General features: G+C 61.8%; 21 protein-coding genes. 15 read left to right on the top strand and 6 right to left on the bottom strand.

Annotation, left to right across the window (positions count from 1 at the left end; all coding sequences use genetic code 11):
- Positions 1-19 precede the first annotated feature (19 nt).
- The 3 genes from FHR23_RS02075 (at position 20) to FHR23_RS02065 (ending at position 2,118) form a co-directional block, all read left to right on the top strand.
- Entirely contained in the window at positions 20-904 is an 885-nt protein-coding gene (locus FHR23_RS02075) for a formate/nitrite transporter family protein (RefSeq protein WP_184001264.1), read from the top strand.
- A gap of 61 nt (positions 905-965) precedes the next feature.
- Positions 966-1,493 carry a CcdC protein domain-containing protein gene (locus tag FHR23_RS02070; RefSeq protein WP_184001263.1) on the top strand — a complete coding sequence of 176 codons (528 nt, stop codon included), beginning with the start codon at positions 966-968 and terminating at the stop codon, positions 1,491-1,493.
- Positions 1,486-2,118, top strand: coding sequence for a DUF938 domain-containing protein (locus tag FHR23_RS02065; protein ID WP_184001262.1), 633 nt, complete (start codon positions 1,486-1,488; stop codon positions 2,116-2,118). The genes FHR23_RS02070 and FHR23_RS02065 overlap by 8 nt, the downstream gene beginning before the upstream one ends.
- A 3-nt stretch (positions 2,119-2,121) precedes the next feature.
- Here FHR23_RS02065 and FHR23_RS02060 read toward each other — a convergent pair whose 3' ends face one another.
- The gene (locus tag FHR23_RS02060) at positions 2,122-3,015 is read right to left on the bottom strand and encodes a DMT family transporter (RefSeq protein WP_184001261.1); all 894 of its coding nucleotides are present in this window, start codon (positions 3,013-3,015) and stop codon (positions 2,122-2,124) included.
- A 145-nt stretch (positions 3,016-3,160) separates the two neighbouring features.
- Here FHR23_RS02060 and proS point away from each other — a divergent pair, with 145 nt between their 5' ends.
- From proS to FHR23_RS02035, 5 genes are all read left to right on the top strand, one after another.
- Entirely contained in the window at positions 3,161-4,696 is a 1,536-nt protein-coding gene (gene proS / locus FHR23_RS02055) for a proline--tRNA ligase (protein WP_184001260.1), read from the top strand.
- A gap of 90 nt (positions 4,697-4,786) precedes the next feature.
- A complete protein-coding gene (locus tag FHR23_RS02050; protein WP_246359657.1) occupies positions 4,787-6,070 on the top strand; it encodes a DUF2254 domain-containing protein in 1,284 nt (427 codons plus the stop codon).
- A gap of 62 nt (positions 6,071-6,132) precedes the next feature.
- The gene (nadC, locus tag FHR23_RS02045) at positions 6,133-6,993 is read left to right on the top strand and encodes a carboxylating nicotinate-nucleotide diphosphorylase (protein ID WP_184001258.1); all 861 of its coding nucleotides are present in this window, start codon (positions 6,133-6,135) and stop codon (positions 6,991-6,993) included.
- 68 nt (positions 6,994-7,061) lie between these two features.
- Positions 7,062-7,502 carry a hypothetical protein gene (locus tag FHR23_RS02040; protein WP_184001257.1) on the top strand — a complete coding sequence of 147 codons (441 nt, stop codon included), beginning with the start codon at positions 7,062-7,064 and terminating at the stop codon, positions 7,500-7,502.
- Positions 7,499-8,212: a ribonuclease T2 family protein gene (locus FHR23_RS02035; protein WP_184001256.1), complete on the top strand. Its 714-nt coding sequence runs from the start codon at positions 7,499-7,501 to the stop codon at positions 8,210-8,212. The genes FHR23_RS02040 and FHR23_RS02035 overlap by 4 nt, the downstream gene beginning before the upstream one ends.
- A 136-nt stretch (positions 8,213-8,348) precedes the next feature.
- Here the strand turns inward: FHR23_RS02035 and FHR23_RS02030 are convergent, their stop codons facing one another.
- The gene (locus FHR23_RS02030) at positions 8,349-8,807 is read right to left on the bottom strand and encodes a copper chaperone PCu(A)C (protein ID WP_184001255.1); all 459 of its coding nucleotides are present in this window, start codon (positions 8,805-8,807) and stop codon (positions 8,349-8,351) included.
- A 167-nt stretch (positions 8,808-8,974) separates the two neighbouring features.
- On the opposite strand from FHR23_RS02030, the gene dnaK reads away from it, so the two are divergent.
- Together dnaK and dnaJ are read left to right on the top strand one after the other, a co-directional pair.
- On the top strand, positions 8,975-10,903 hold the full coding sequence (dnaK, locus tag FHR23_RS02025; protein ID WP_184001254.1) for a molecular chaperone DnaK: 1,929 nt from the start codon (positions 8,975-8,977) through the stop codon (positions 10,901-10,903).
- A 105-nt stretch (positions 10,904-11,008) separates the two neighbouring features.
- Complete coding sequence (gene dnaJ / locus FHR23_RS02020; protein ID WP_184001253.1) at positions 11,009-12,139, top strand: molecular chaperone DnaJ; 1,131 nt, start codon at positions 11,009-11,011, stop codon at positions 12,137-12,139.
- Positions 12,140-12,300: 161 nt separating this feature from the next.
- Here the strand turns inward: dnaJ and FHR23_RS02015 are convergent, their stop codons facing one another.
- The 3 genes from FHR23_RS02015 to purB form a co-directional block, all read right to left on the bottom strand.
- Complete coding sequence (locus FHR23_RS02015; RefSeq protein ID WP_184001252.1) at positions 12,301-14,859, bottom strand: HWE histidine kinase domain-containing protein; 2,559 nt, start codon at positions 14,857-14,859, stop codon at positions 12,301-12,303.
- A 2-nt stretch (positions 14,860-14,861) separates the two neighbouring features.
- Positions 14,862-15,338 (bottom strand): biliverdin-producing heme oxygenase, encoded by a 477-nt coding sequence (locus tag FHR23_RS16745; protein ID WP_343043040.1) that lies wholly within the window; start codon positions 15,336-15,338, stop codon positions 14,862-14,864.
- Positions 15,339-15,403: 65 nt separating this feature from the next.
- Positions 15,404-16,714 (bottom strand): adenylosuccinate lyase, encoded by a 1,311-nt coding sequence (gene purB, locus FHR23_RS02005; RefSeq protein ID WP_184001251.1) that lies wholly within the window; start codon positions 16,712-16,714, stop codon positions 15,404-15,406.
- Positions 16,715-16,982: 268 nt separating this feature from the next.
- On the opposite strand from purB, the gene FHR23_RS02000 reads away from it, so the two are divergent.
- A complete protein-coding gene (locus tag FHR23_RS02000) occupies positions 16,983-17,288 on the top strand; it encodes a hypothetical protein (RefSeq protein WP_184001250.1) in 306 nt (101 codons plus the stop codon).
- 70 nt (positions 17,289-17,358) lie between these two features.
- Here the strand turns inward: FHR23_RS02000 and pyk are convergent, their stop codons facing one another.
- Positions 17,359-18,822 carry a pyruvate kinase gene (pyk, locus tag FHR23_RS01995; protein WP_184001249.1) on the bottom strand — a complete coding sequence of 488 codons (1,464 nt, stop codon included), beginning with the start codon at positions 18,820-18,822 and terminating at the stop codon, positions 17,359-17,361.
- 72 nt (positions 18,823-18,894) lie between these two features.
- On the opposite strand from pyk, the gene FHR23_RS01990 reads away from it, so the two are divergent.
- From FHR23_RS01990 to ruvC, 4 genes are all read left to right on the top strand, one after another.
- Positions 18,895-19,281, top strand: coding sequence for a DUF1244 domain-containing protein (locus FHR23_RS01990; RefSeq protein WP_184001248.1), 387 nt, complete (start codon positions 18,895-18,897; stop codon positions 19,279-19,281).
- Between the two features lie 112 nt (positions 19,282-19,393).
- A complete protein-coding gene (locus FHR23_RS01985) occupies positions 19,394-19,636 on the top strand; it encodes a GapR family DNA-binding domain-containing protein (protein WP_221227382.1) in 243 nt (80 codons plus the stop codon).
- Positions 19,637-19,836: 200 nt separating this feature from the next.
- Positions 19,837-20,580, top strand: coding sequence for a YebC/PmpR family DNA-binding transcriptional regulator (locus FHR23_RS01980; protein ID WP_184001246.1), 744 nt, complete (start codon positions 19,837-19,839; stop codon positions 20,578-20,580).
- Positions 20,581-20,710: 130 nt separating this feature from the next.
- Positions 20,711-21,202, top strand: coding sequence for a crossover junction endodeoxyribonuclease RuvC (gene ruvC / locus FHR23_RS01975; protein ID WP_343042944.1), 492 nt, complete (start codon positions 20,711-20,713; stop codon positions 21,200-21,202).
- Positions 21,203-21,243: the final 41 nt, after the last annotated feature.

Raw genomic sequence — 21,243 nt, 5'->3', positions numbered from 1 at the left:
CGCCCGGCGTCGTCGGGCGATGGCAACAGGCTCTTCCGATCATCGCGGGCATCAGGCCCGCACCGGCGAGGCACCTCCCGATAGCGAGGAGGGTGCGACGCATCTCAGCCATGATGAGGAAATCGACGTTGAGGAGCGCCGCGCGCCCCCGGCGAAAATCGTGCATGAGGCAATCCGGCGACAGGGACTGGAGGAACTGAAACGTCCCGCGCTGTCACTGCTCTGGTCGGGGCTGGCGGCGGGCGTGGCGATGGGCATGTCGATCCTTGCCGAAGCGATCCTGACGCTGAACCTGCCCGAAGGCCCGGCGCGCCCGATCATCGCCAGCTTCGGTTATGCCTTCGGCTTTCTGATCGTTATTATGGGACGGTTGCAATTGTTCACCGAAAGTACGGTGACGGCGGTGCTGCCGCTCGCCACCCAGCCAAGCTGGCCCAGTTTCGGCCGGACCGCCCGGCTCTGGGCGCTGGTGCTGGTCGCCAATCTTGCCGGAACCTTCGCGTTTGCGCTGTTCACGCTGGCGGGCGGGTTCGGGTCGCCGGAAATCGGCGGCGCAATCAGCGCGGTCAGCCGCGGCATTCTGGGGCATGGGTTCGGCCATGTGCTGTTGAGCGGCATTCCCAGCGGGTTCCTGATTGCGGCGCTGGTGTGGATCTTGCCCAGCGCGTCGGGTGAACGGGTGCTGATCATCGCGCTGCTTACCTGGCTGATCGCGCTGGGCGATTTCGCGCATGTCGTGGTCGGATCGGCGGAGGCATGGCTGCTGATGCTGGAGGGTACGATGAGCCCGCTCGATGCGGTCGGCGGTTATATCCTGCCTGCCTTTATCGGCAATGTCATCGGCGGCACCGCACTGTTTGCCCTGCTGGCCCACGCACAGGTGGTGCGCGAGATCCATCACTGACTGGCATCGGGCAATGACTGTGATAGAACCCCGTCGAAGAAAGCGGCCGGGGGATTGAAAGATGCAGGTTCATACGGGTCATCCGACGCCCTGGATTTCCTATGTGATCATGTTCGCGGTGATCGGCGTCGTGCTGGCGTTCCGGATGCGGCGCATGAGCAGGATGCGGCCACTGCGCCTTGAATATCTCTGGGTGGTTCCGGCGCTATATGGTGCCATCGCGGTGCTGGCATTCGCATCGCATCTGCCGTCGCCGCTCGGCTGGAGCCTGTCGCTCGTCGGGCTGGCGGCGGGCGGCGCAATCGGCTGGCAGCGCGGGCGGATGATGCACATCCATATCGACCCCGAAACCCATGCGCTCAACCAGAAGGCGTCGCCTGCGGCGATCCTGTTCATCGTCGCGCTGATCGTCGTGCGAGAGGGCGCGCGAATGCTGGCCGAATCGGGCAGTGCGACAAGCATGCACATTAACGCACTGCTGGTCACGGACGTCCTGATCGCCTTTGCGTTGGGGATGTTCGCGCTTCAGCGACTTGAGATGTTTCTGCGCGCGCGGCGGATGCTGAACGCGGCGCGCGCGCGTGCCTGATCCCGAACCCTGGATTGCGGGCGAACAGAGGGGCGACGTGCGCAAACACGCGCCAGCCACGCTGCGCAACCGCGAAGCGATCGCCGAGCGCCTGCAGGAAGTGTTGCCGATCACCGGTACGGTGCTGGAAATCGCAAGCGGGTCGGGCGAGCATTGTGCATGGTTCGCGAAACTGTTTCCCGGCCATATCTGGCAACCCAGCGATGCCGATCCGACCGCGCGTGCGTCCATCGCCGCATGGTGCGAGGGGCTGGCAAATGTCCGTCCGCCGCTGTTTCTGGATGCCAGTGACGCGCAATGGCCGATCGAACATGCGGATGCCGTGCTGTGCATCAATATGATCCATATCAGCCCGTGGGAGGCTACGCTGGGGCTGATGGCGGGAACAGCAGGATTACTGTCGCATGGGGCGCCGCTGATCCTTTATGGTCCCTTTCTGCGCGATGCGGTCGAAACGGCGGAGTCCAATCTGGCCTTCGATCAGTCGTTGCGAATACGCGATGCCCATTGGGGGTTGCGGCGACTGGAGGCGGTCAGCGCGGCGGCGAAGGAACAGGGGCTGGTGTTCGACCGCCTGTTCGAAATGCCCGCCAATAATCTGCTGGTCGTCTATCGTCGCGACTGATGGTTACGCCGCAGTGGTGGCAGCGCGCAGTTTCAGCCGGTGTTCGCGCCAGACGATATACAGTCCGCTGATGATAATCACCGGCGCGCCTACCCATGTCGCAGCGGGCGGCAGTACCGCAAACAGCCACCAGCTATAGACCGTTGCCCAGACCAGACTTGAATAGTCCATCGGCACTACGGTGGAGACGGGGGCGAAGCGCACGCTGGACGTCAGCGCCAGTTGCCCCAGGCCGCCGACCATTCCGATCGATGCAAGAACGATCCATGTTTCCGCCGGGTGTGGCTGCGCAAAGAAGAAATAGGGTATTGTCAGCACGGGCACCGAAAGCAGCGAAAACCAGAATACGGTGGTGAGCGGATGTTCGGTCTGGCCGATATGGCGCAACAGGATTGCGATCGAAGCGATCAGGAATGCCGCCGTCAGCCCGACCAGTGCTCCGGTAAGCGGAATATCCCCGCTGCCCGGCTGTGCCACGATCAACACACCGACAAAGCCCAGCGCCACCGCGCCCCAGCGATGCCAGCCGGTTGGTTCGCGCAGGACCAGTGCCCCGAGAATCGTGGCGAAGATCGGCGCGGTGAACTGCAACGTCGTTGCTTCGGGAAGCGGCAGCAGCAGGATCGCTCCGAAATTAAACACCATGCCGATCAGGCCGACGATGGTGCGCACGACGATCGGGCGAAAGCGTTTTGGACGCAGCACGGACAGTCCCGGCCCGGCGGCAATGATGATGAACAGCATCGGCACGGCGACGCATTGGCGGAAGAACATGATCTCAGGCAACTTCGCGCCTTGTGCTTGCGCCAGCTTGATCAGCGCGGCGAGACTGGCGAGGCAGAAAGCCGAAAGCAGGCGCAGGGCCAGCCCGGTCAGGATGCGATCTTCACGCGGCATCGCATGGCACTACGGTCGATGCTGCGATGCGGCAATGGCCAGAGCCGACTATTTTGTCTGTTCAAGTTGTCAGACTAGGGCTTTGCCGCGGCGACTGATGTCGCTAAGCGGGAACTTTGGCATACTTACGACTTTGCAGGAATTCATGGCCAAGCACGCGCTTTCGGTTACTCGCGACGAAGATTTCGCCCAATGGTATCAGGCCGTCATTGCCGAGGCCGACCTGGCCGAGGAATCGGGTGTTCGCGGTTGTATGGTCATACGGCCATGGGGCTATGGCATCTGGGAACGTATTCAGCGGCTGCTTGATGACCGGATCAAGGAAACCGGCCACGACAACTGCTATTTTCCGATCTTTATCCCGCTGTCGAATTTCGAGAAAGAGGCCGAGCATGTCGACGGCTTTGCCAAGGAAATGGCGGTCGTCACCCATCATCGGCTTGTCCAGGATGAAAGCGGCAAGCTGGTGCCCGATCCTGAAGCGAAGCTGGAAGAGCCGCTGGTCGTGCGTCCGACCTCTGAAACGGTAATCGGCAACGCTTTTGCCCGTTGGATTCAAAGCTGGCGCGATCTGCCGGTGCTGATCAACCAATGGGCTAATGTCGTGCGCTGGGAAATGCGCACGCGCATGTTCCTGCGCACCAGCGAATTTCTCTGGCAGGAAGGGCATACCGCCCATGCCACCGAAGAAGAGGCGCGTGAGGAAACGCTGCGGATGCTGGAAGTCTATCGCAGCTTTGCCGAGGAATGCGTGGCGATGCCGGTGATCGCGGGCGAAAAGCCGGAGAATGAGCGCTTTCCGGGCGCCGATGCGACCTGGTCGATCGAGGCGATGATGCAGGACGGCAAGGCGCTTCAGGCGGGGACGTCGCATTTTCTGGGCCGCACTTTCGCACAGGCCCAGAATATCAAGTTCCAGAATCGCGATGGCCAGTTCGAACATGCCTGGACGACAAGCTGGGGCATGTCGACACGGATGATCGGCGGGATGATCATGACGCATGGCGACGATGACGGGCTTTGCGTGCCGCCGCGGATCGCGCCGCAACAGATCATCATCGTACCGCTGCTGCGCGGTGGTCCCGAGGATGAGCAGATCAAGCGCTATTGCAACGAACTGTGGTACGAACTGCGCAAACAGACCGCGTTCGGCGAACCGCTGCGGGTGTGGATGGACACGCGTGAGGTCAAACCCGTCACCAAGCGCTGGGGTTGGGTAAAGAAGGGCGCGCCGATCGTCATCGAGGTCGGCGGGCGCGATGTCGCGGGCGGCAATGTCTCGGTCGTGCGCCGCGACCGGCTGTATCGAGAAGACGGCAAGCTCGACAGCGTGGCGGTGCCGCGTGGAGAGTTGCTGGGCAAGGCGAAGGCTATCCTTGAAAGCATGCAGACCCGGATGCTGCTAGGCGCGCGCGAACGTATGGAAGCGAGCATCTCGCGCTCGATTACGGATTTCGACAAGCTGGCCGATTATTTCGACAAGAACGGCAAATATCCGGGCTGGGTCGAGGTACAGTGGTCGCGCCCGACGGGGGCGGCGCTGGACAAGGTGGTCGAGCGGCTGAAAGCGCACAAGCTGACCTTCCGCAACGTGCCGCTGAATGCGAAACCGGCGGACGGTGCCTGCATCTTCACCGGCGAACCGGCGGTGGAGCGTATTCTGGTCGCAAGGGCGTATTGAGACGGTTTTCGTGCAGCGGCCGACGACTGACTGTGCCGTTGCACTGAACCGTTTCGTGACCGGTACGTTCATGCTGCCATGAAAGCCCGGTTGCGCAAGATCGCCGAAGATCTGAATTCCAGTTACTGGTTCCTGCCCGCCGTGATGACGGTCGGGGCAATTTTCCTGTCGCTCATCACCTATGCGATCGATGTGCGCATGGGGCAGCACTGGGTGCAGGAAGTGGCCTGGATTCACGGGTCGAAACCGGATGGCGCGCGGTCACTGCTTTCCACCATCGCCGGATCGATGATTTCCGTGGCGGGTACGGTGTTCGCGATCACCATCGCCGCGGTCGTCTATGCCTCCGGCAATTACGGTCCGCGCCTGCTGACCAACTTCATGTCCGATCGCGGCAACAAGTTCACGCTGGGCACCTTCATCGCCACCTTCGTCTATTGCCTGCTGGTATTGCGCACGATCCGCAGCTCGGGCGAGGGCGGCGAAAGCGCTTTCGTTCCGGAGGTTTCGCTGATCGTCGCGATGGCACTGACGCTGTTGTCGGTCGGCGTGCTGGTGTTTTTCCTTCACCATGTGCCCGACAGCATCCGGATCAACAGCGTCGTTTCCAATATCGGCGAGCGTGCGATGCGGGAGATCGAGGGACGCTTTCCTGATCCCGATCGCGGTGCGCTGATGCGAATGCCGCCCGCCGCTGCGACCGTTCCCGTGCGGGCGCGCAAGACCGGTTATGTCGAGGTGATCGATTTCGACACGCTGGCGGGGGTGGCGCAGGAATGCGACGTGCGAATCCGGCTGACGGTGCGCCCCGGCGACTTCGTGCATCCCGCCATGCCGATTGCGGAGGTGGAGGGGAAGGATGCGCTGGCCGACCGGGTGGAGCGTGCCGTTCATTCTGCCTTTGCGGTGGGCGAATTCCGCACCCCGCGTCAGGATATCGAATATTCGCTCGACGAACTTGTCGAGATCGCTCTGCGTGCGCTGTCGCCGGGCATCAACGATCCCTTCACCGCGATTACCTGTATGCACTGGCTGTCGGCGGCTACCGCGCAACTCGCCATGCGCAACCTCGAATGCGATGTCGACCAGCGGCCCTATGGCGAGCATGGTGTCTATGCCGTGCCCGACGATTTCGACCATTTCGTGCGGCGCGGCTTCGGATCGGTGCGCGCTTCGGCCGCTGAAAACGCCATTGCGTCACGCATGTTTGTCGAGGGGCTGTCGGCAGCGGCCCAGGGCGATGTGTCGCCGTTGCGGGTCGCGGCGCTGCGGCGCGAGGCACGTCTGTTGCTTGAACAGGCGGAACACACGCTGGCTGGGCCGACGCTGGACGAATTGCGTGCTGCGGTCGAACAATTCGCTCCTGTGGCGTGAAGGGGCTGTCGCGTCCGTACGCGATATGCCATCGGCGTGTCGCGCCATGAAAGGAAATTGCGATGCCGCATGATCAGCCTGCCTTCCAGCTTGATGGATTCGACATAGAGGCTTTTGTCCGTTCGACGCTGGCCGAGGATCTGGGCGAACGCGGGGATATTACCTCCGACGCGGTAATTCCGGCGGATGCGCGCTTTACCGGTACGATGGACAGCCGCGATGCGATCACCGTCGCGGGCCTGCCGGTCGCCGTCGCATTCTTTCGGACGCTCGACCCGGAGGTTGAGGTCGAATCGCTGGTCACCGACGGGGGCAGCGTGCAGCCCGGGGCCGACCTGATGCGGCTGAACGGACGGGGCAGGGCGATGCTGACGGCGGAGCGCTCCGCGCTCAACACGGTGCAGCATCTGTCGGGCATCGCGACGATGACGCGCGCCTATGTCGATCGCATTCGCGGCACCGGCGCGACGCTGCTGGACACGCGCAAGACGCTGCCGGGGCTGCGGGTGCTGGAAAAATATGCGACCCGCATGGGCGGTGCGAAGAACCATCGCATGGGGCTGTGGGACGCGGCGATGATCAAGGACAATCATATTGCGGTTGCCGGATCGGTGGCCGAAGCAGTGCGCCGCGCGGTCGATGCCGGGATTGCCGAGATCATTGTCGAGGTCGACCGGGTGGACCAGATCGAGCCCGCGCTTGCGGCGGGCGCCACCCATTTGCTGCTCGATAATATGGAGCCTTCTATCCTGCGCGGTGCGGTGACGCTGGTCGGCGGGCGCGTGCCGACCGAAGCATCGGGCGGGGTGCGGCTGGAAACCATTCGCGCAATTGCGGAAACCGGGGTTACCTATATCAGCGTCGGCAGGCTGACCCAGTCGGCCCCTGCCGCAGACATCGGCCTTGATTTTTACGCTGCCTGATCCGGTTGGGGGTTGGCGCGGGACGATAAAGCGCGGTAGCAACGATTATACGCAGGGGGAGAAATTTGATGCGTCCGCAATCCATTGTCCGGTTTGAGATTTTTTACTGGCTGTCTTTTGTCGTCAGCATTGCCGAAACCGCGCTGGCATGGAACGATACCAAGGCGCAGATGGCAGCCGCCAATCCGGTAGCGTTGCAGTTTTTTCCGGCAATGATGGTCGCGGGCATCGCGATCAGCCTGATCATCACGGCGGTGCTGTGGTATTTTGCGGCACGCAAGGCGAGCAACGTCGCGCGCTGGATTGTGGCGATCTTCTATGGAATTGGTCTGGTGTTCTGGCTGATCTCATTGGTCGGCGGTAAGCTTCCTGTCGGCATTCCCGGGGTTTTGCAGGTTGTCGGCATCGTGTTGCAGACGCTGGCGGTGATCATGCTGTTCCGCCCCGATGCGAAAGCCTGGTTCGAAAAGACGCCGACGGAAGCGGAAACGACGGAAACCTTCGAATGAAAGTCACATTCGGGCTGGCTGCGGCACTGACCGCGGCGATCCTGCCGCAGGCCGCGTCCGCGCAAGCCTATAGCTGCAAGATTCCGCAGACACTGCCGGTGCCCGAACCGGCGCTGCCGTCGCCGCGCCAGCCCCGGCGGATCATGCCTGTCGGCGGCTATACGCTGGCGCTGATCTGGGCGCCGCAAAGCTGTCACGAACGCGCAGGCGACGGTTTTTCGGGTTTTATGTGCGGGAGTGAGAACAGCTTCGGCTTCACGCTGCACGGGTTGTGGCCCGATGGGCAAGGCAAGAGCTGGCCGCAATATTGCCGCTCGACCGCGATCCTGCCGCCGCGCGTGGTGCGGCGCAATCTGTGCGCCACGCCGTCGGCCAATTTGCTCCAGCATGAATATGCCAAGCACGGCACCTGTATGGGGATCAGCCCGCAAGCCTATTTCAAGCGTTCGACGGGGTTGTATGCGAAACTGCGCTATCCGAACATGCAGGCGCTGTCGCATCGCAGGACGCTGACCGTGGGGCAGTTCGCCGCAGCCTTTGCGCAGGCCAATCCCGGCATCTCGCCCGACATGCTGAAGGTGCGGACAAACCGCAAGGGCTGGCTGGAGGAGGTCTGGCTCTGCCTCGACACTCGCTTCCGCTACAAGCGCTGCAAGGAGGCAGGGGCGCCCGCCACCGCGCGCGTCAAGATCTGGCGCGGGGCGCGGTAAGGGGCAATGTCATCGCAAGGGTCGCAGGCCCGTAGCGATCCACCGTAGCGACCCATTTCAGTCTATCTCGGACAGGTGGCTGGATTGCTTCGTCGCTGCGCTCCTCGCAATGACGGGGTATCGGGAATAACCGTGGTCACCCCTTTGGTGCCGGATCGCCTGCCGCGATCACTTTCGCGCTGACCTGCACATTCGTCCCACTGGCGAAATGCAGGGTCAGCGGTGCGGTGTCACCTGCCTGTATTTTGGGCGATACGTCGAACAGCATGGCGTGCCGTCCGCCCGGCGCGAACTTCACCGTTTCGCCCGCCGGGACCGCAACCTGCCTGATGGCTTTCATCGTCATCATCATCGGAGCGCCGTCATCGCCACCGGTTTTCATGCTTTCATGCAGTTCGACCTTGTTGGCAATCGGCGTCGATACCGACAACAGCGCATCGTCCTGCTGTCCGCCATGCATGGTGAAATAGGCCGCGGCCGGTCGGCCCGACACGGCGGCGAGGCGTATCCAGCCATGATCGACGGTCGGCTTTTCGGCAAGCGGATGGCAGGCCGCGAGCACACACAGGGCGATGGCGGCAGTCACGTGGCGCATGGCAAATCCCCTCCCAAATCGGGAAAGTGTAATTTCCTATCGTCACGATGATCTTGCGGCAAGGCGAACCCCACCTATATCGCTGAACGGAACGGTTGCGTGCCGCATGATGGGCGTGACCATTTGGTATTGGACTATTTTGTAATCCGGGGGCCACAAGAGGAACTATGGCTAAAGTAATCGGTATCGATCTCGGCACCACCAACAGCTGCGTAGCGGTGATGGAGGGTGGCAAGCCCAAGGTGATCGAAAATGCGGAAGGCGCGCGTACCACGCCTTCGATCGTCGCATTCGCCAAGGATGGGGAGCGACTGATCGGTCAGCCGGCAAAGCGCCAGGCGGTGACCAATCCCGACAATACGGTTTTTGCGGTAAAGCGCCTGATCGGCCGCCGCTTCGACGATCCTGTGACGAAGAAGGACACCGAACTGGTGCCCTATACCATCGTCAAGGGTTCGAACGGCGATGCCTGGGTGCAGGCGGGCGGTGAGGATTATTCGCCGTCGCAGATTTCCGCCTTCATCCTGCAGAAGATGAAGGAAACCGCCGAAAGCTATCTCGGCGAAACCGTGTCGCAGGCGGTCATCACCGTGCCCGCATACTTCAACGACGCCCAGCGTCAGGCAACCAAGGATGCCGGCAAGATCGCGGGGCTGGAAGTCCTGCGCATCATCAACGAGCCGACGGCTGCCGCGCTCGCCTATGGGCTGGAGAAGAACGAGAACAAGACGATCGCGGTCTATGACCTTGGCGGCGGTACGTTCGATATCTCGATCCTTGAAGTCGGTGACGGCGTGTTCGAGGTGAAGGCCACCAACGGCGACACCTTCCTGGGCGGTGAGGATTTCGACACCAAGGTCGTCGAATATCTCGCCGAGGGCTTCAAGAAGGACGAGGGCATCGACCTCACCAAGGACAAGCTGGCGCTGCAACGGCTGAAGGAAGCCGCTGAAAAGGCGAAGATCGAGCTTTCCAGCGCACAGTCGACCGAGGTCAACCTGCCGTTCATCACGGCCGACCAGAACGGTCCCAAGCATCTGGTCAAGACGATCAGCCGTGCCGACCTTGAAAAGCTGGTCGAGGGCCTGATTCAGCGTACGCTGGAGCCGTGCAAAAAGGCGATGGCCGATGCCGGTGTGAAGTCGAATGAAATCGACGAAGTCGTGATGGTCGGCGGTATGACCCGCATGCCCAAGGTGCGTTCGGTCGTGAAGGATTTCTTCGGCAAGGAACCGCATGTCGGCGTGAATCCGGATGAAGTCGTCGCTATCGGTGCCGCTATTCAGGCGGGCGTGCTGCAGGGCGACGTCAAGGACGTGCTGTTGCTCGACGTGACGCCGCTGTCGCTGGGTATCGAGACGCTGGGTGGCGTGTTCACCCGCATGATCGACCGCAACACGACGATCCCGACCAAGAAGTCGCAGACCTATTCCACCGCTGACGATAATCAGCAGGCGGTGACGATCCGCGTGTTTCAGGGCGAGCGTGAAATGGCGGCCGACAACAAGCTGCTCGGCCAGTTCGATCTGGTCGGTATCCCGCCTGCACCGCGCGGCGTGCCGCAGATCGAGGTCACGTTCGACATCGACGCCAACGGCATCGTCAATGTGTCGGCCAAGGACAAGGGCACCGGCAAGGAACAGCAGATCCGCATTCAGGCGTCGGGCGGCCTGTCCGACAACGACATCGAACAGATGGTGCAGGACGCTGAGAAGTTCGCTGAAGCCGACAAGCAGCGGCGTGAAGCGGTTGAGGCGAAGAACAACGCCGAAAGCCTGATCCACACCACCGAGAAGCAGCTTGCCGAAAATGGCGACAAGGTGGACGCCTCGCTCAAGTCGGAAATCGAAAGCGCGATTGCCGAAGCCAAGAGCGCCGTTGAAAGCGACGATGCCGAAGCGATGAAGGCGAAGTCCGAAGCGCTTGCCCAGGTCGCGATGAAGCTGGGTCAGGCGATCTATGAGAAGCAGCAGGCAGAGGCCGGCGCAGAAGGTGCGGCGGGCGCCGCAGGCGCAGCCGGTGCCGGAGCTGAGGCGGCAGGCGATGATGATGTAGTCGACGCCGAATTCTCTGAGGTGGACGACAACAAGGCGTAAAGCCATGAAACACTGTCCGGCTTCGTCTGATTGGCCCCATGGATGCGAGACTTCTGGCATCGGGACGCTCAGGCGGAGCCGGAGCAGGTTTCCGGGCGGGGCAGTATGACCACCGAAATAGACTATTACGAAATTCTCGGCTGCGAGCGGACGGCGGATCACGGAACGATCAAGTCGGCCTATCGCAAGCTGGCAATGAAATACCATCCGGACCGTAATGCCGGATGCAAGGACAGCGAAGCGAAGTTCAAGGCGGTCAGCGAAGCCTATGACTGTCTGAAAGACCCGCAGAAGCGGGCTGCCTATGACCGGTTCGGTCACGCCGCGTTCCAGAATGGCGGCATGGGCGGCGGCGCCGGTGCAGGTGCGCAGGATTTCGGCGCGTTCAGCGATATTTTCGAAAGCGTGTTCGGCGAATTCATGGGCGGCGGCCGCGGTGGCGGCCAGCGTCAGGCGCGGCGCGGTGCCGACCTGCGCTACGATATGGAAATCAGTCTGGAAGACGCATTCAACGGTCGCTCGACGGAAATCACCGTCGATGTGTCGGGCCAATGCGATGCCTGTCAGGGATCGGGTGCAGCGCCGGGAACGGCAGCGCGCACCTGTCAGACCTGTGGCGGTGCGGGCGCAGTGCGTGCGCAACAGGGCTTTTTCGTGGTCGAGCGAGCCTGTCCGACCTGTCATGGTGCAGGGCAGGTGATTGCCGAGCCGTGCGGTGAATGTCGCGGCGAGGGCCGGGTCGACAAGACGAAAACGCTGACCGTCAATATTCCGCCGGGCGTCGATGACGGCACACGCATCCGCCTGAATGGAGAAGGCGAAGCAGGCGCGCGTGGCGCACCTGCCGGCGACCTTTATATTTTCCTGCATATCAAGCGCCACGCGCTGTTCGAGCGCGAAGGGACGACGCTGCATGCTCGCGCGCCGATCAGCTTCACGACTGCTGCGCTGGGCGGGGAGATCGAAATTCCCGGTATCGACGGCAATCCCGTGCCGATCAAGATCGCGGCGGGCACCCAGTCGGGTCGCGAAGTGCGGCAGCGTGGCGGCGGAATGCCGGTGTTGCAAGGCCGCGGGCGCGGTGACATGGTCGTGCACCTCGAAGTAGAGATGCCGCGCAAGCTGACCGCGAAACAGCGTGAATTGCTGGAGGCGTTCCGCGAAACCGAAACGGGGGAGGAATGCCCTCAATCGACCGGATTTTTCGCGAAGATCAAACAGGCGATGGGCGGGTAATACTATCGCCTGATAGTCCTGACGGTCTGCAAATAGGACATTCCGAGCTTCCGGCATTTACCCTCTGAAAATGCGGTGCGCCGGTGTAAGCTCGTCCGGATGACACGGCGCGGCTGGACCGCCGCGCCGTTTGCGTTTTTCGCAATTGTTTTCCAGTTACCTCATGCGTCCAGCAGGACTTTCAATATGCTGGCGATATTGGCGGCGGTGTACGGCTTTTGCAGGATGCGGACATCGGCATGCTGGGCAGGTGCGTTAAACTGTTCACCATAGCCGCTGGCAAAGACGAACGGCACCTTGCGGTCGAGCAACGCGTCGGCGATCGGCAAACTCGTTTCCGTACCCAGATTGATGTCGAGCAGCCCAAAGTCGATACTTTGGGTTTCGATGGCGTCCAGCGCCTGTGGCACCGATGACGCGACGATAACGTGATCGACGCCGAGCCGAGTGAGAATATCCTCCACATCCATGGCGATGATCAGGCTGTCCTCGACCAGCAGCGCGGTGCCGTTCAGGGCGGGCGCTTTCGTTGTTTCCGGCTTGCTATCGTCGATTTCGGCCGGAATGATGTGCGGCATGTCTTCGCCGCCGGACACGATGTAGCGTGCGGGAACGCAGAAATCGGCTTCCAGTCCGGTCAGCGGATAGCGCACCTCCGCTTTGCCGCCGAGATCGTAGGGAATGGAGCGCTGGATAATTGTGCTGCCGAACCCCTGCCGCGTCGGCGGTTGCACGGCGGGGCCACCCAGTTCGCGCCAGTGGATCAGGCAATCACCGACATTGTCGATCTCAATCGTCACGGTGATCTCACCATTGTCCGACAAGGCGCCGTATTTCGCCGAGTTGGTAATCAGTTCATGGATCACCAGTGCAAGGGTCGAAAAGGCTTGCGGACGGAACAGGGCCAGCGGCCCTTCCACCCTCAGCCGATCCGCCTTGCCGTGCAGATAGGCAGCAGCTTCGGTGCGGAGCAGATTGCGGATCGGGGCGGGCGCCCAATGATCCTGCGTAATCTGGTCATGTGCGCGCGCCAGTGCCTCGATCCGTCCTTCCAGCAGGTTGATATAGGCGGGAAGGTCGGTGGTGCCGTCACGGCTTTGCCGCACCAGCCCACGGATCAGGCTCAAAATGTTGCGCACCCGGTGATTGAGCTCGGCAATCAGCAATTCCTGTCGTTCCGCAGCGCGAGCACGCTCTTCCTGCGCCTCGTCGGACATGCGCAGGACCACTTCGATCAGCGAAACCCGCAGCATTTCTGCAACGCGCAGTTCGGCGTTGGTAAAGGGCTGAGAACGGCCGCGTACTTCCTCGCTCCACGCCTCGAAACTCTTGCGCGGAGTCAGGCGCGGACCGTTCGGGCCGTATTCCGCCGGTTTATGCGGGTCTCCCGCCCAGGTGACCGAGCGGATGCGTTCCTGTCGAAACAGCAGGACGTAATCGCGGGGCGTGCGGGAGATGGGAATGGCGAGCAGGCCGGATGCCTGATCGACATAATCCTGTGCGCGGGGCAGAATGCCGGCAAGATGGTCGGTCGCATAGACGCGGCCCGCGGCCATGGCGTTCAGGCGCCGGACGATATCGGGGAGTGCCTCGGGCGGTGGAGTAATGCCGCTATGCGCCACCCGGCCGTCATTCCAGATCGCAATGCCGTCGCACGGGACGGTCTTGCTCAGCATCTGCCCCAGCCATTCCGGCTGTTCGAGCAGGGTCGAATCACTGGCGACAGCGGCGAGCAGACGGTCGCTGATCGCACGCGCGTCCTGTTCATATTTCGCCATTGCCGCACGTTCGCGGCTTTCCAGTTTCAACGCGAACATCTGCCCGAACAGTTCGGCGATCGACCGGCGTTGAAAGGTGGGGCGTTTGGCGGAATAATGGTGGCAGGCGAACAGGCCCCAGAGCTTGCCTTCAACGATAATCGAAATCGACATTGAGGCGCCGACGCCCATGTTGCGCAGATATTCGATATGAATAGGCGAAACCGATCGCGTGACCGACAGCGACAAATCCAGTGGCGTGCCGGTTTCATCCACCTGCGGGACAATCGGTACCGGTGTATCTTCGACATCGACAATGATGCGAAAGGGGTTGCGCAGGTAAAGCTGACGCGCCTGTTGCGGAATGTCGCTCGACGGATAGCGCAGGTCGAGGAAACTGCCGATCCCTGCTTTCGCGGATTCGGCGACAACGATTCCCGAACCGTCGCGATCGAAGCGATAGATCATCACCCGGTCGAAACCGGTCAGTGCGCGAACCTGCCTGGCGCCTTCACGGTAAAAAGCGGTCAGTTCCCCGGTCAGATCCAGCCGCGCCATCATCGCTCGGATTGCGCTGGCGGTATCGGTATGCTGCGCGTCGCCGGTGGGCTCGCCTTCCAGAATGACCGTATCGCCGATCATGTGCAGCGCGAAATCATAGGGCTCGCCGCCCTCCCGGAGGGGGAGATCGAAAACACGTTCCACCGCATCTTCACCGCGTAGCATGGTCAGCCGGTTGCGAAGCGCGTGGATAGTGCTTTCGGCAATATGGTCGGCGACCGGCGTGCCCAGAATATCTTCCGCCGCCACGCCCAGCACGTCGCCGATATTGGCCGATGCACGCTTGATCAGCCAGTCGCCGGACAGCGCGAGCAGGAAGCCGAAAGACTGTATCGTTCCTAGCTGATGGATGGGTTCGCGATCGCAATTGGTCAGGTCGACGGCGAACTGGGGCTGGGTCACGCTTACTCTTTCGTCAGCCAATGCTCGCCGAAATGCGCAAAATATTCGAAAACACGGCGCGCGGCGGCAATGGCGATTTCCAACTGTCCGGCGTCGTACAGGATAGTATCAAGCGTTTCCAGTAAAACCGGCCATTTTTCAGCCTCTTGATTTGGATTAAGATAGTGACGTGGTAAATAATCGGGCACTTGTCTGTAAATAAACTTTCCGCCCAGACGTGACCCCTCCAGTACATATACAGTACCGGCAATTGCGGCGCCTTGTGTATTCAGCGAAAAACTATGTTCCGGTGCAGGATGGGGAAGGTCGAGTGCGTCAAGATCGGCCAGCAGGGCCGAGCCGCGACGCCGTTCGGGCCAGTCGGAAATGACCCGTTTCGCATTTGCACGGTCGAGCGCCGCTTCGATGGGAAGCAGCGCGTCAGCATGGGCGCGCAGGAACCGGCCATAGCCTTCACGACTGGTAAGATCGAAACGCAGGAACAGGGTGTCGAGCGTTTCATGTTCGTTGCGCGTGCCTTCACGCAGGGCGCGACGCGCGGGGTTCAGGTGAACACCCGGTCGAAGATCGTGTCGACATGCCTGAAGTGATATTCGGGATCGAATTTTTCCTCAATCTCGGCGTCCGACAATGCGGCGGTCACGTCCGCATCGTTTTTCAGCAATTCCTTCAGCGACAAGGCACCGTCCGATTCCCACACCTTCATCGCGTTGCGCTGGACGAGGCGATAGGCATCCTCGCGGCTGACACCGGCCTGGGTCAGCGCCAGCAGAACGCGCTGCGAATTAGTAAGGCCGCCCATCCGGTCGAGATTCTTCTGCATCCGTTCGGGATAGACGAGCAGCTTGTCCATGACGCCCGTCAGCCGCGCCAGTGCGAAGTCGAGCGTGATCGTGGCATCGGGGCCGATATAGCGTTCGACCGACGAATGACTGATATCGCGTTCATGCCACAGTGCGACATTTTCCAGCGCGGGCGTGACATAACCGCGCACCATGCGGGCCAGCCCGGTCAGATTCTCGGTCAGCACCGGATTGCGCTTGTGCGGCATCGCGCTCGATCCCTTCTGACCGGGCGCAAAATATTCCTCCGCCTCCAGCACTTCGGTGCGCTGCAGATGGCGTATTTCGGTCGCCAGCCGTTCAATCGATGAGGCGATGACGCCCAGCGTCGCAAAGAACATCGCATGGCGGTCGCGCGGAATGACCTGCGTCGACACCGGTTCAGGGGTCAGCCCCATCTTTGCGGCGACATGCGCTTCCACCGCCGGGTTGATATTGGCGAAGGTGCCGACCGCGCCTGAAATCGCGCAGGTCGCGACATCGGCGCGTGCGGCAGCCAGTCGGTCGCGATTGCGCGCGAATTCGGCATAGGCCTGTGCCAGTTTCAGGCCGAAGGTCGTAGGCTCGGCATGGATGCCGTGGCTGCGCCCGATGGTCGGTGTATATTTATGCTCCTCTGCCCGCCGCTTCAGTACGACAAGCAACTGGTCGAGATCGTCGAGCAGAATGTCGGACGCGCGCGCGAGCTGGACGGCCAGACAGGTGTCGAGCACATCGGAACTGGTCATCCCCTGATGCAGGAAGCGCGCGGACGGGCCGGTGCGTTCGGCGACGTGCGTCAGGAAAGCGATGACGTCATGCTTTGTCTCCGCCTCGATCGCGTCGATCCGGGCGATATCGAAGGGTGGGGCATTGCGGTCGGCTTCCCAGATCGTCGCCGCAGCCTCTTTCGGTACCACGCCCAGATCGGCCAGCGCGTCAGTTGCGTGCGCCTCAATCTCGAACCAGATGCGATATTTGGTTTCCGGCGACCAGATGTCGGTCATTGCCGGACGGGCGTAGCGGGGGACCATGGGTTGTTCTTTCCATCAGCAAGGGGGAGTGCGGGTGCGCGCTAGCATCCCTTCGGGCACCCTTCAATCTGATGATTCGAACACGCTGTTTTTGGGAGGGACAGTATATCGGCGCCAGAATGTTTACGGCTTGCGACAAAAACAGGTTTCGACATGAAAATAGAGCGCGCCGAAGGGTGGAGAAGCGCAGTATATTGAACATGTTCGCAACCCATGCCCCCAATCATGGCTAAAGCTGGGTCATTTGCGAGCATCTATGGAGACATGAATGCGCAAATTTCTTGTGCTTGCCGGTATTTCGATGCTGTCGCTCGTCGCAGCCCCTGTTGCCGGTGCTCACGGTCATGCCAAACATAAAAAGGCAAAGGCCGAAACGAGCCAGCCCGCTACGCCGTCACCGGATTCCACATCCGATGCGGCACCAGCGGACAGTGATGACTCCACCACGGCGACGCCGGCAGCGGAATCCGATACCAACGTTTCGCTGGACCAGCAGGCTTCCGACGATCAGCAATCATCCGACGATGCGGCAAGTTCGGATTCGGACGACGATCCGCAGATCGTTCTGAACTGACGTCAGGCCTTACGGTTCATCGGCCGCCGGTTCGTCAGGAACCGGCGGCTTTTTCATGCCGGTCCTGACCCTAACCCTGCTTGTCGTATTTCTTCAGTTCGTCGCCCAGTATGCGCACCACATGCAGCACATTGGTCGAGCCCGGCGTTCCGAACGGTACGCCTGCACAGATGATCAGGCGGTCCCCGGAATCCGCCATATGATGCCGCAGCGCCATGCGCTTCGCCTTGGCGACCATTTCCTCGAACGACCCGACGTCGCGGGTATGGACGGCATGGACGCCCCAAAGGAGTCCGAGCCGCCGCGCCGTATCGATATTGGGCGTCAGCACCAGAATCGGCACCGGAGGCCGTTCGCGCGCCATGCGTCGTGCGGTCGAGCCAGAGGAAGTGAAGCAGGCAATGGCGCTGGCCGAAATGGTGCCGGCGATATTCTTCGCAGCTTCGGATAGCGCGTCAGCCGTAGTCGGGTCGGGGCGCAGCACCGTGAAGTGCACCCGGTCGCCATGGGCGGGGTCGCGCTCGACCGACTGGGCGATCGAATCCATCATCGTGACCGCTTCGACCGGCCAGTCCCCCGCCGCGCTTTCCGCCGACAGCATGATTGCATCGGCGCCGTCATAGACTGCGGTCGCGACGTCGGAAACCTCGGCGCGGGTCGGGGAGGGGGAGGTGATCATCGATTCGAGCATCTGCGTTGCGACGATCACCGGACGACCCAGTCGCCGGGCAACCTCGACGATACGCTTTTGCAGCGGCGGCACCGATTGCGGCGGCAGTTCGACACCCAGATCGCCGCGCGCGACCATCACGCCGTCGCACTGTTCGACAATCTCTTCGATCCGTGCGACCGCGCTCGGCTTTTCGATCTTGGCGAGCAGCGCGGCCCGACCCTGGATCAGCTTGCGCGCCTCGGCCAGATCCTCGGGTCGCTGCACGAAGCTCAATGCCACCCAGTCGACCCCCTGATCCAGCGCGAAGGTCAGATCGGATCGGTCCTTCTCGGTCAGGGCGGCGAGCGGCAGGACGACATCGGGGACGTTCAGTCCCTTGTGATTGGACAGCTTGCCGCCGACCTCAACCTTTGTGACGATGCGGTCCTCGTCATGTTCGGTAACGCGCAGCACCAGCTTGCCGTCGTCGAGCAACAGTCGTGCGCCGTCTTCCACCGCGTCGAAAATCTCGCGATGCGGCAGGCGCACCCGGCTGGCATCGCCGGGCGCATCGTCATGATCCAGCGTAAAGGTCGCGCCGGTTTCCAGCATGACGCTGCCGCCGTCGAACTTACCGACGCGCAGCTTCGGTCCCTGCAGATCGGCAAGGATGGTGGTAGGACGGCCCAGTTTCTTTTCGAGCGATCGAATCGCAGCGATGACGGGGGCTTTCGATTCCTGATCGCCGTGGCTCATATTGATGCGGAAGGCATCGGCACCGGCGAGAAACAGTTTCTCGATCATTTCGGGCGTGTTGGATGCAGGGCCAAGCGTGGCGAGCACGCGGACCTTGCGCAGGCGGGGCATGATAGCCTGGGTCATGGGGAGGAATCCTCGGCTTGTTCGTGCCCGCCTCTACCCCATATTGAAACAGGATCAACCGCGGAGGGATGAATGGCCGATCTAAATTCGCTCGATGATGCCGTGGCGGCAGCAGCATTTCGCCGGCTGGTACGCCATTTGAGGCATCGCACCGACGCGCAGAATGTCGATTTGATGGGGTTGGCGGGTTTTTGCCGCAACTGCCTGTCCGACTGGATTCAGGAGGCGAGCGCGAAAACCGCCGATCCGCTGGACAAGGACAGCGCGCGCGAAATCATCTACGGCATGCCCTATTCTGCGTGGAAGGCACAGCATCAGGGCGATGCCACGCCGGAGCAGCTTGAGCGCATGCGCGAAAGCATGGCGAAGAACCCGACCGAGGCCGATCTGGACGAAGCACTGGACGAAAGCTTCCCGGCAAGCGATCCGCCCGCGATGACCGAGCCCGGACGGGGTTGAGCAGACGCGCTCCACCGCTTAGAGGCAGTCGCTTCGCATCGTCACCCGACGATGCGGCTCCATTCACATAATCAATCGGGCAGTCAGTATGGACCAGGTGCGGGAAGAAGGTATGGGCGGCGGTCAGGTCGCGGCGGATGAGCTTCGGCTTCTGATCGAGCGCGCGGAGCGGCTTGAAGAAGAGAAAAAGGGCATCATGGACGACATTAAGGACGTGATGGCGGAGGCCAAGGGCCGCGGATACGATGCCAAGGCGATCAAGAAGATCATGGCGATCCGCAAGAAGAAAAAAGAAGAATATCAGGAAGAAGAGGCGATCCTCGAAACCTATATGCACGCTTTGGGAATGCTCTGAGGCCTCGAGACGTTCCGGCGGCGTTCGTCGCCGGGGCGCCCCCCGGTTCGTGTTGGCGACCCACGCAGGTCGATTGGTACACAGCTAGCCGATTCGACTCTGCCGCTTGTCGAACGGGCGGGTTTTGCATTAACGGCGTTGAGGGAGAGGGACCGGTGCTGCCGGTTCCATGGTTTTGGACATTCTAATCAGGCTGGAACATGGCAGGCCATAGTAAATTCAAGAACATCATGCACCGCAAGGGCGCGCAGGACAAAAAGCGCTCGGCGATGTTTTCGAAGCTCAGCCGCGAAATCACCGTTGCGGCGAAGATGGGGATGCCCGATCCCGACATGAACCCGCGCCTGCGCGCCGCCGTCAACGCGGCCAAGGCGCAGTCGATGCCCAAGGACAATATCCAGCGCGCCATCGACAAGGCGACCGGCGGCGAGGGCGATAATTACGAGGAAATCCGCTATGAGGGCTTCGGTCCGGGCGGGGTGTCGCTGATCGTCGAGGCGCTGACCGACAATCGCAACCGCACCGCGACCAATGTCCGCACCGCGATCACCAAGAATGGCGGCAATATGGGCACCGCCGGATCGGTCAGCCACGGGTTCGACCGGCTGGGCCTGATCAGCTATCCGGCCAGTGTCGGCGGTGAGGAAAAGGTGCTGGAAGCCGCGTTGGAGGCGGGGGCCGACGACATCACCTCCAGCGAGGACGGCCATGAAATCTGGACCGCTCCCGACGCGCTGCACGAAGTGGCGGGCGAACTGGAAAAGGCGCTTGGCGAGCCCGAAAGCGCGAAACTCGCCTGGCGCCCGCAGACCACGGTGGAGGTCGATGAAGGTGATGCCGGTACGCTGTTCAAGCTGATCGACGCGCTTGACGATGACGACGATGTCCAGACCGTCTGGGGTAATTACGAAGTCTCCGACGAGGTGATGGAGAAGCTGGGTTGAATCCCCATCCTCCCCTGCAAGGGGAGGGGGACCATGCACAGCATGGTGGAGGGGTATTGCAGGTCATTGACGCACCACACCCCTCCGTCATCGCTTCGCGATGCCACCTCCCCTGCCAGGGGAGGATCGGGTGGCATTGATCCTCGGCCTTGATCCCGGTCTGGGTACGACCGGCTGGGGGCTGATCCGGGCGGAGGGCAACCGCCTGTCGCATCTCGCCAACGGGCATTTGAAGACCGATACGAAGGCTGCCTTGCCCCGGCGGCTGGCGCAGCTTGACCTGATGGTCGAGGCATTGGTCGCCGACCATCACCCCGACAGCGCGGCGGTGGAGGAGGTGTTCGTCAACGCCAATCCGCAATCGACGCTGAAACTGGGGCAGGCGCGCGGCGTCGTCATCTGTGCCGCTGCGCGCGGCGGGCGGGATGTCGGCGAATATGCCGCCCGGCTCGTCAAAAAAGCGGTAGTCGGGGTCGGTAATGCCGACAAGAAACAGGTTCATGCGATGGTGCAGCGCCTGCTTCCGGGTGTGAAGATTGCCGGAGCCGATGCCGCCGACGCGCTGGCGGTGGCGATCTGCCACGCGCACCATCTGGCCAGCGCCAGTGTGCTCGCACGCTAATGGCAGTTGCAATTTTGGACAGCGGTTCGTCGAAACGGCGG

Source organism: Stakelama sediminis (genome assembly GCF_014199335.1).
GTDB lineage: Bacteria > Pseudomonadota > Alphaproteobacteria > Sphingomonadales > Sphingomonadaceae > Sphingomonas > Sphingomonas sediminis.
Note: the sequence above shows the minus strand (reverse complement) of the source record. Positions and strands in the feature narration are given on the sequence as shown.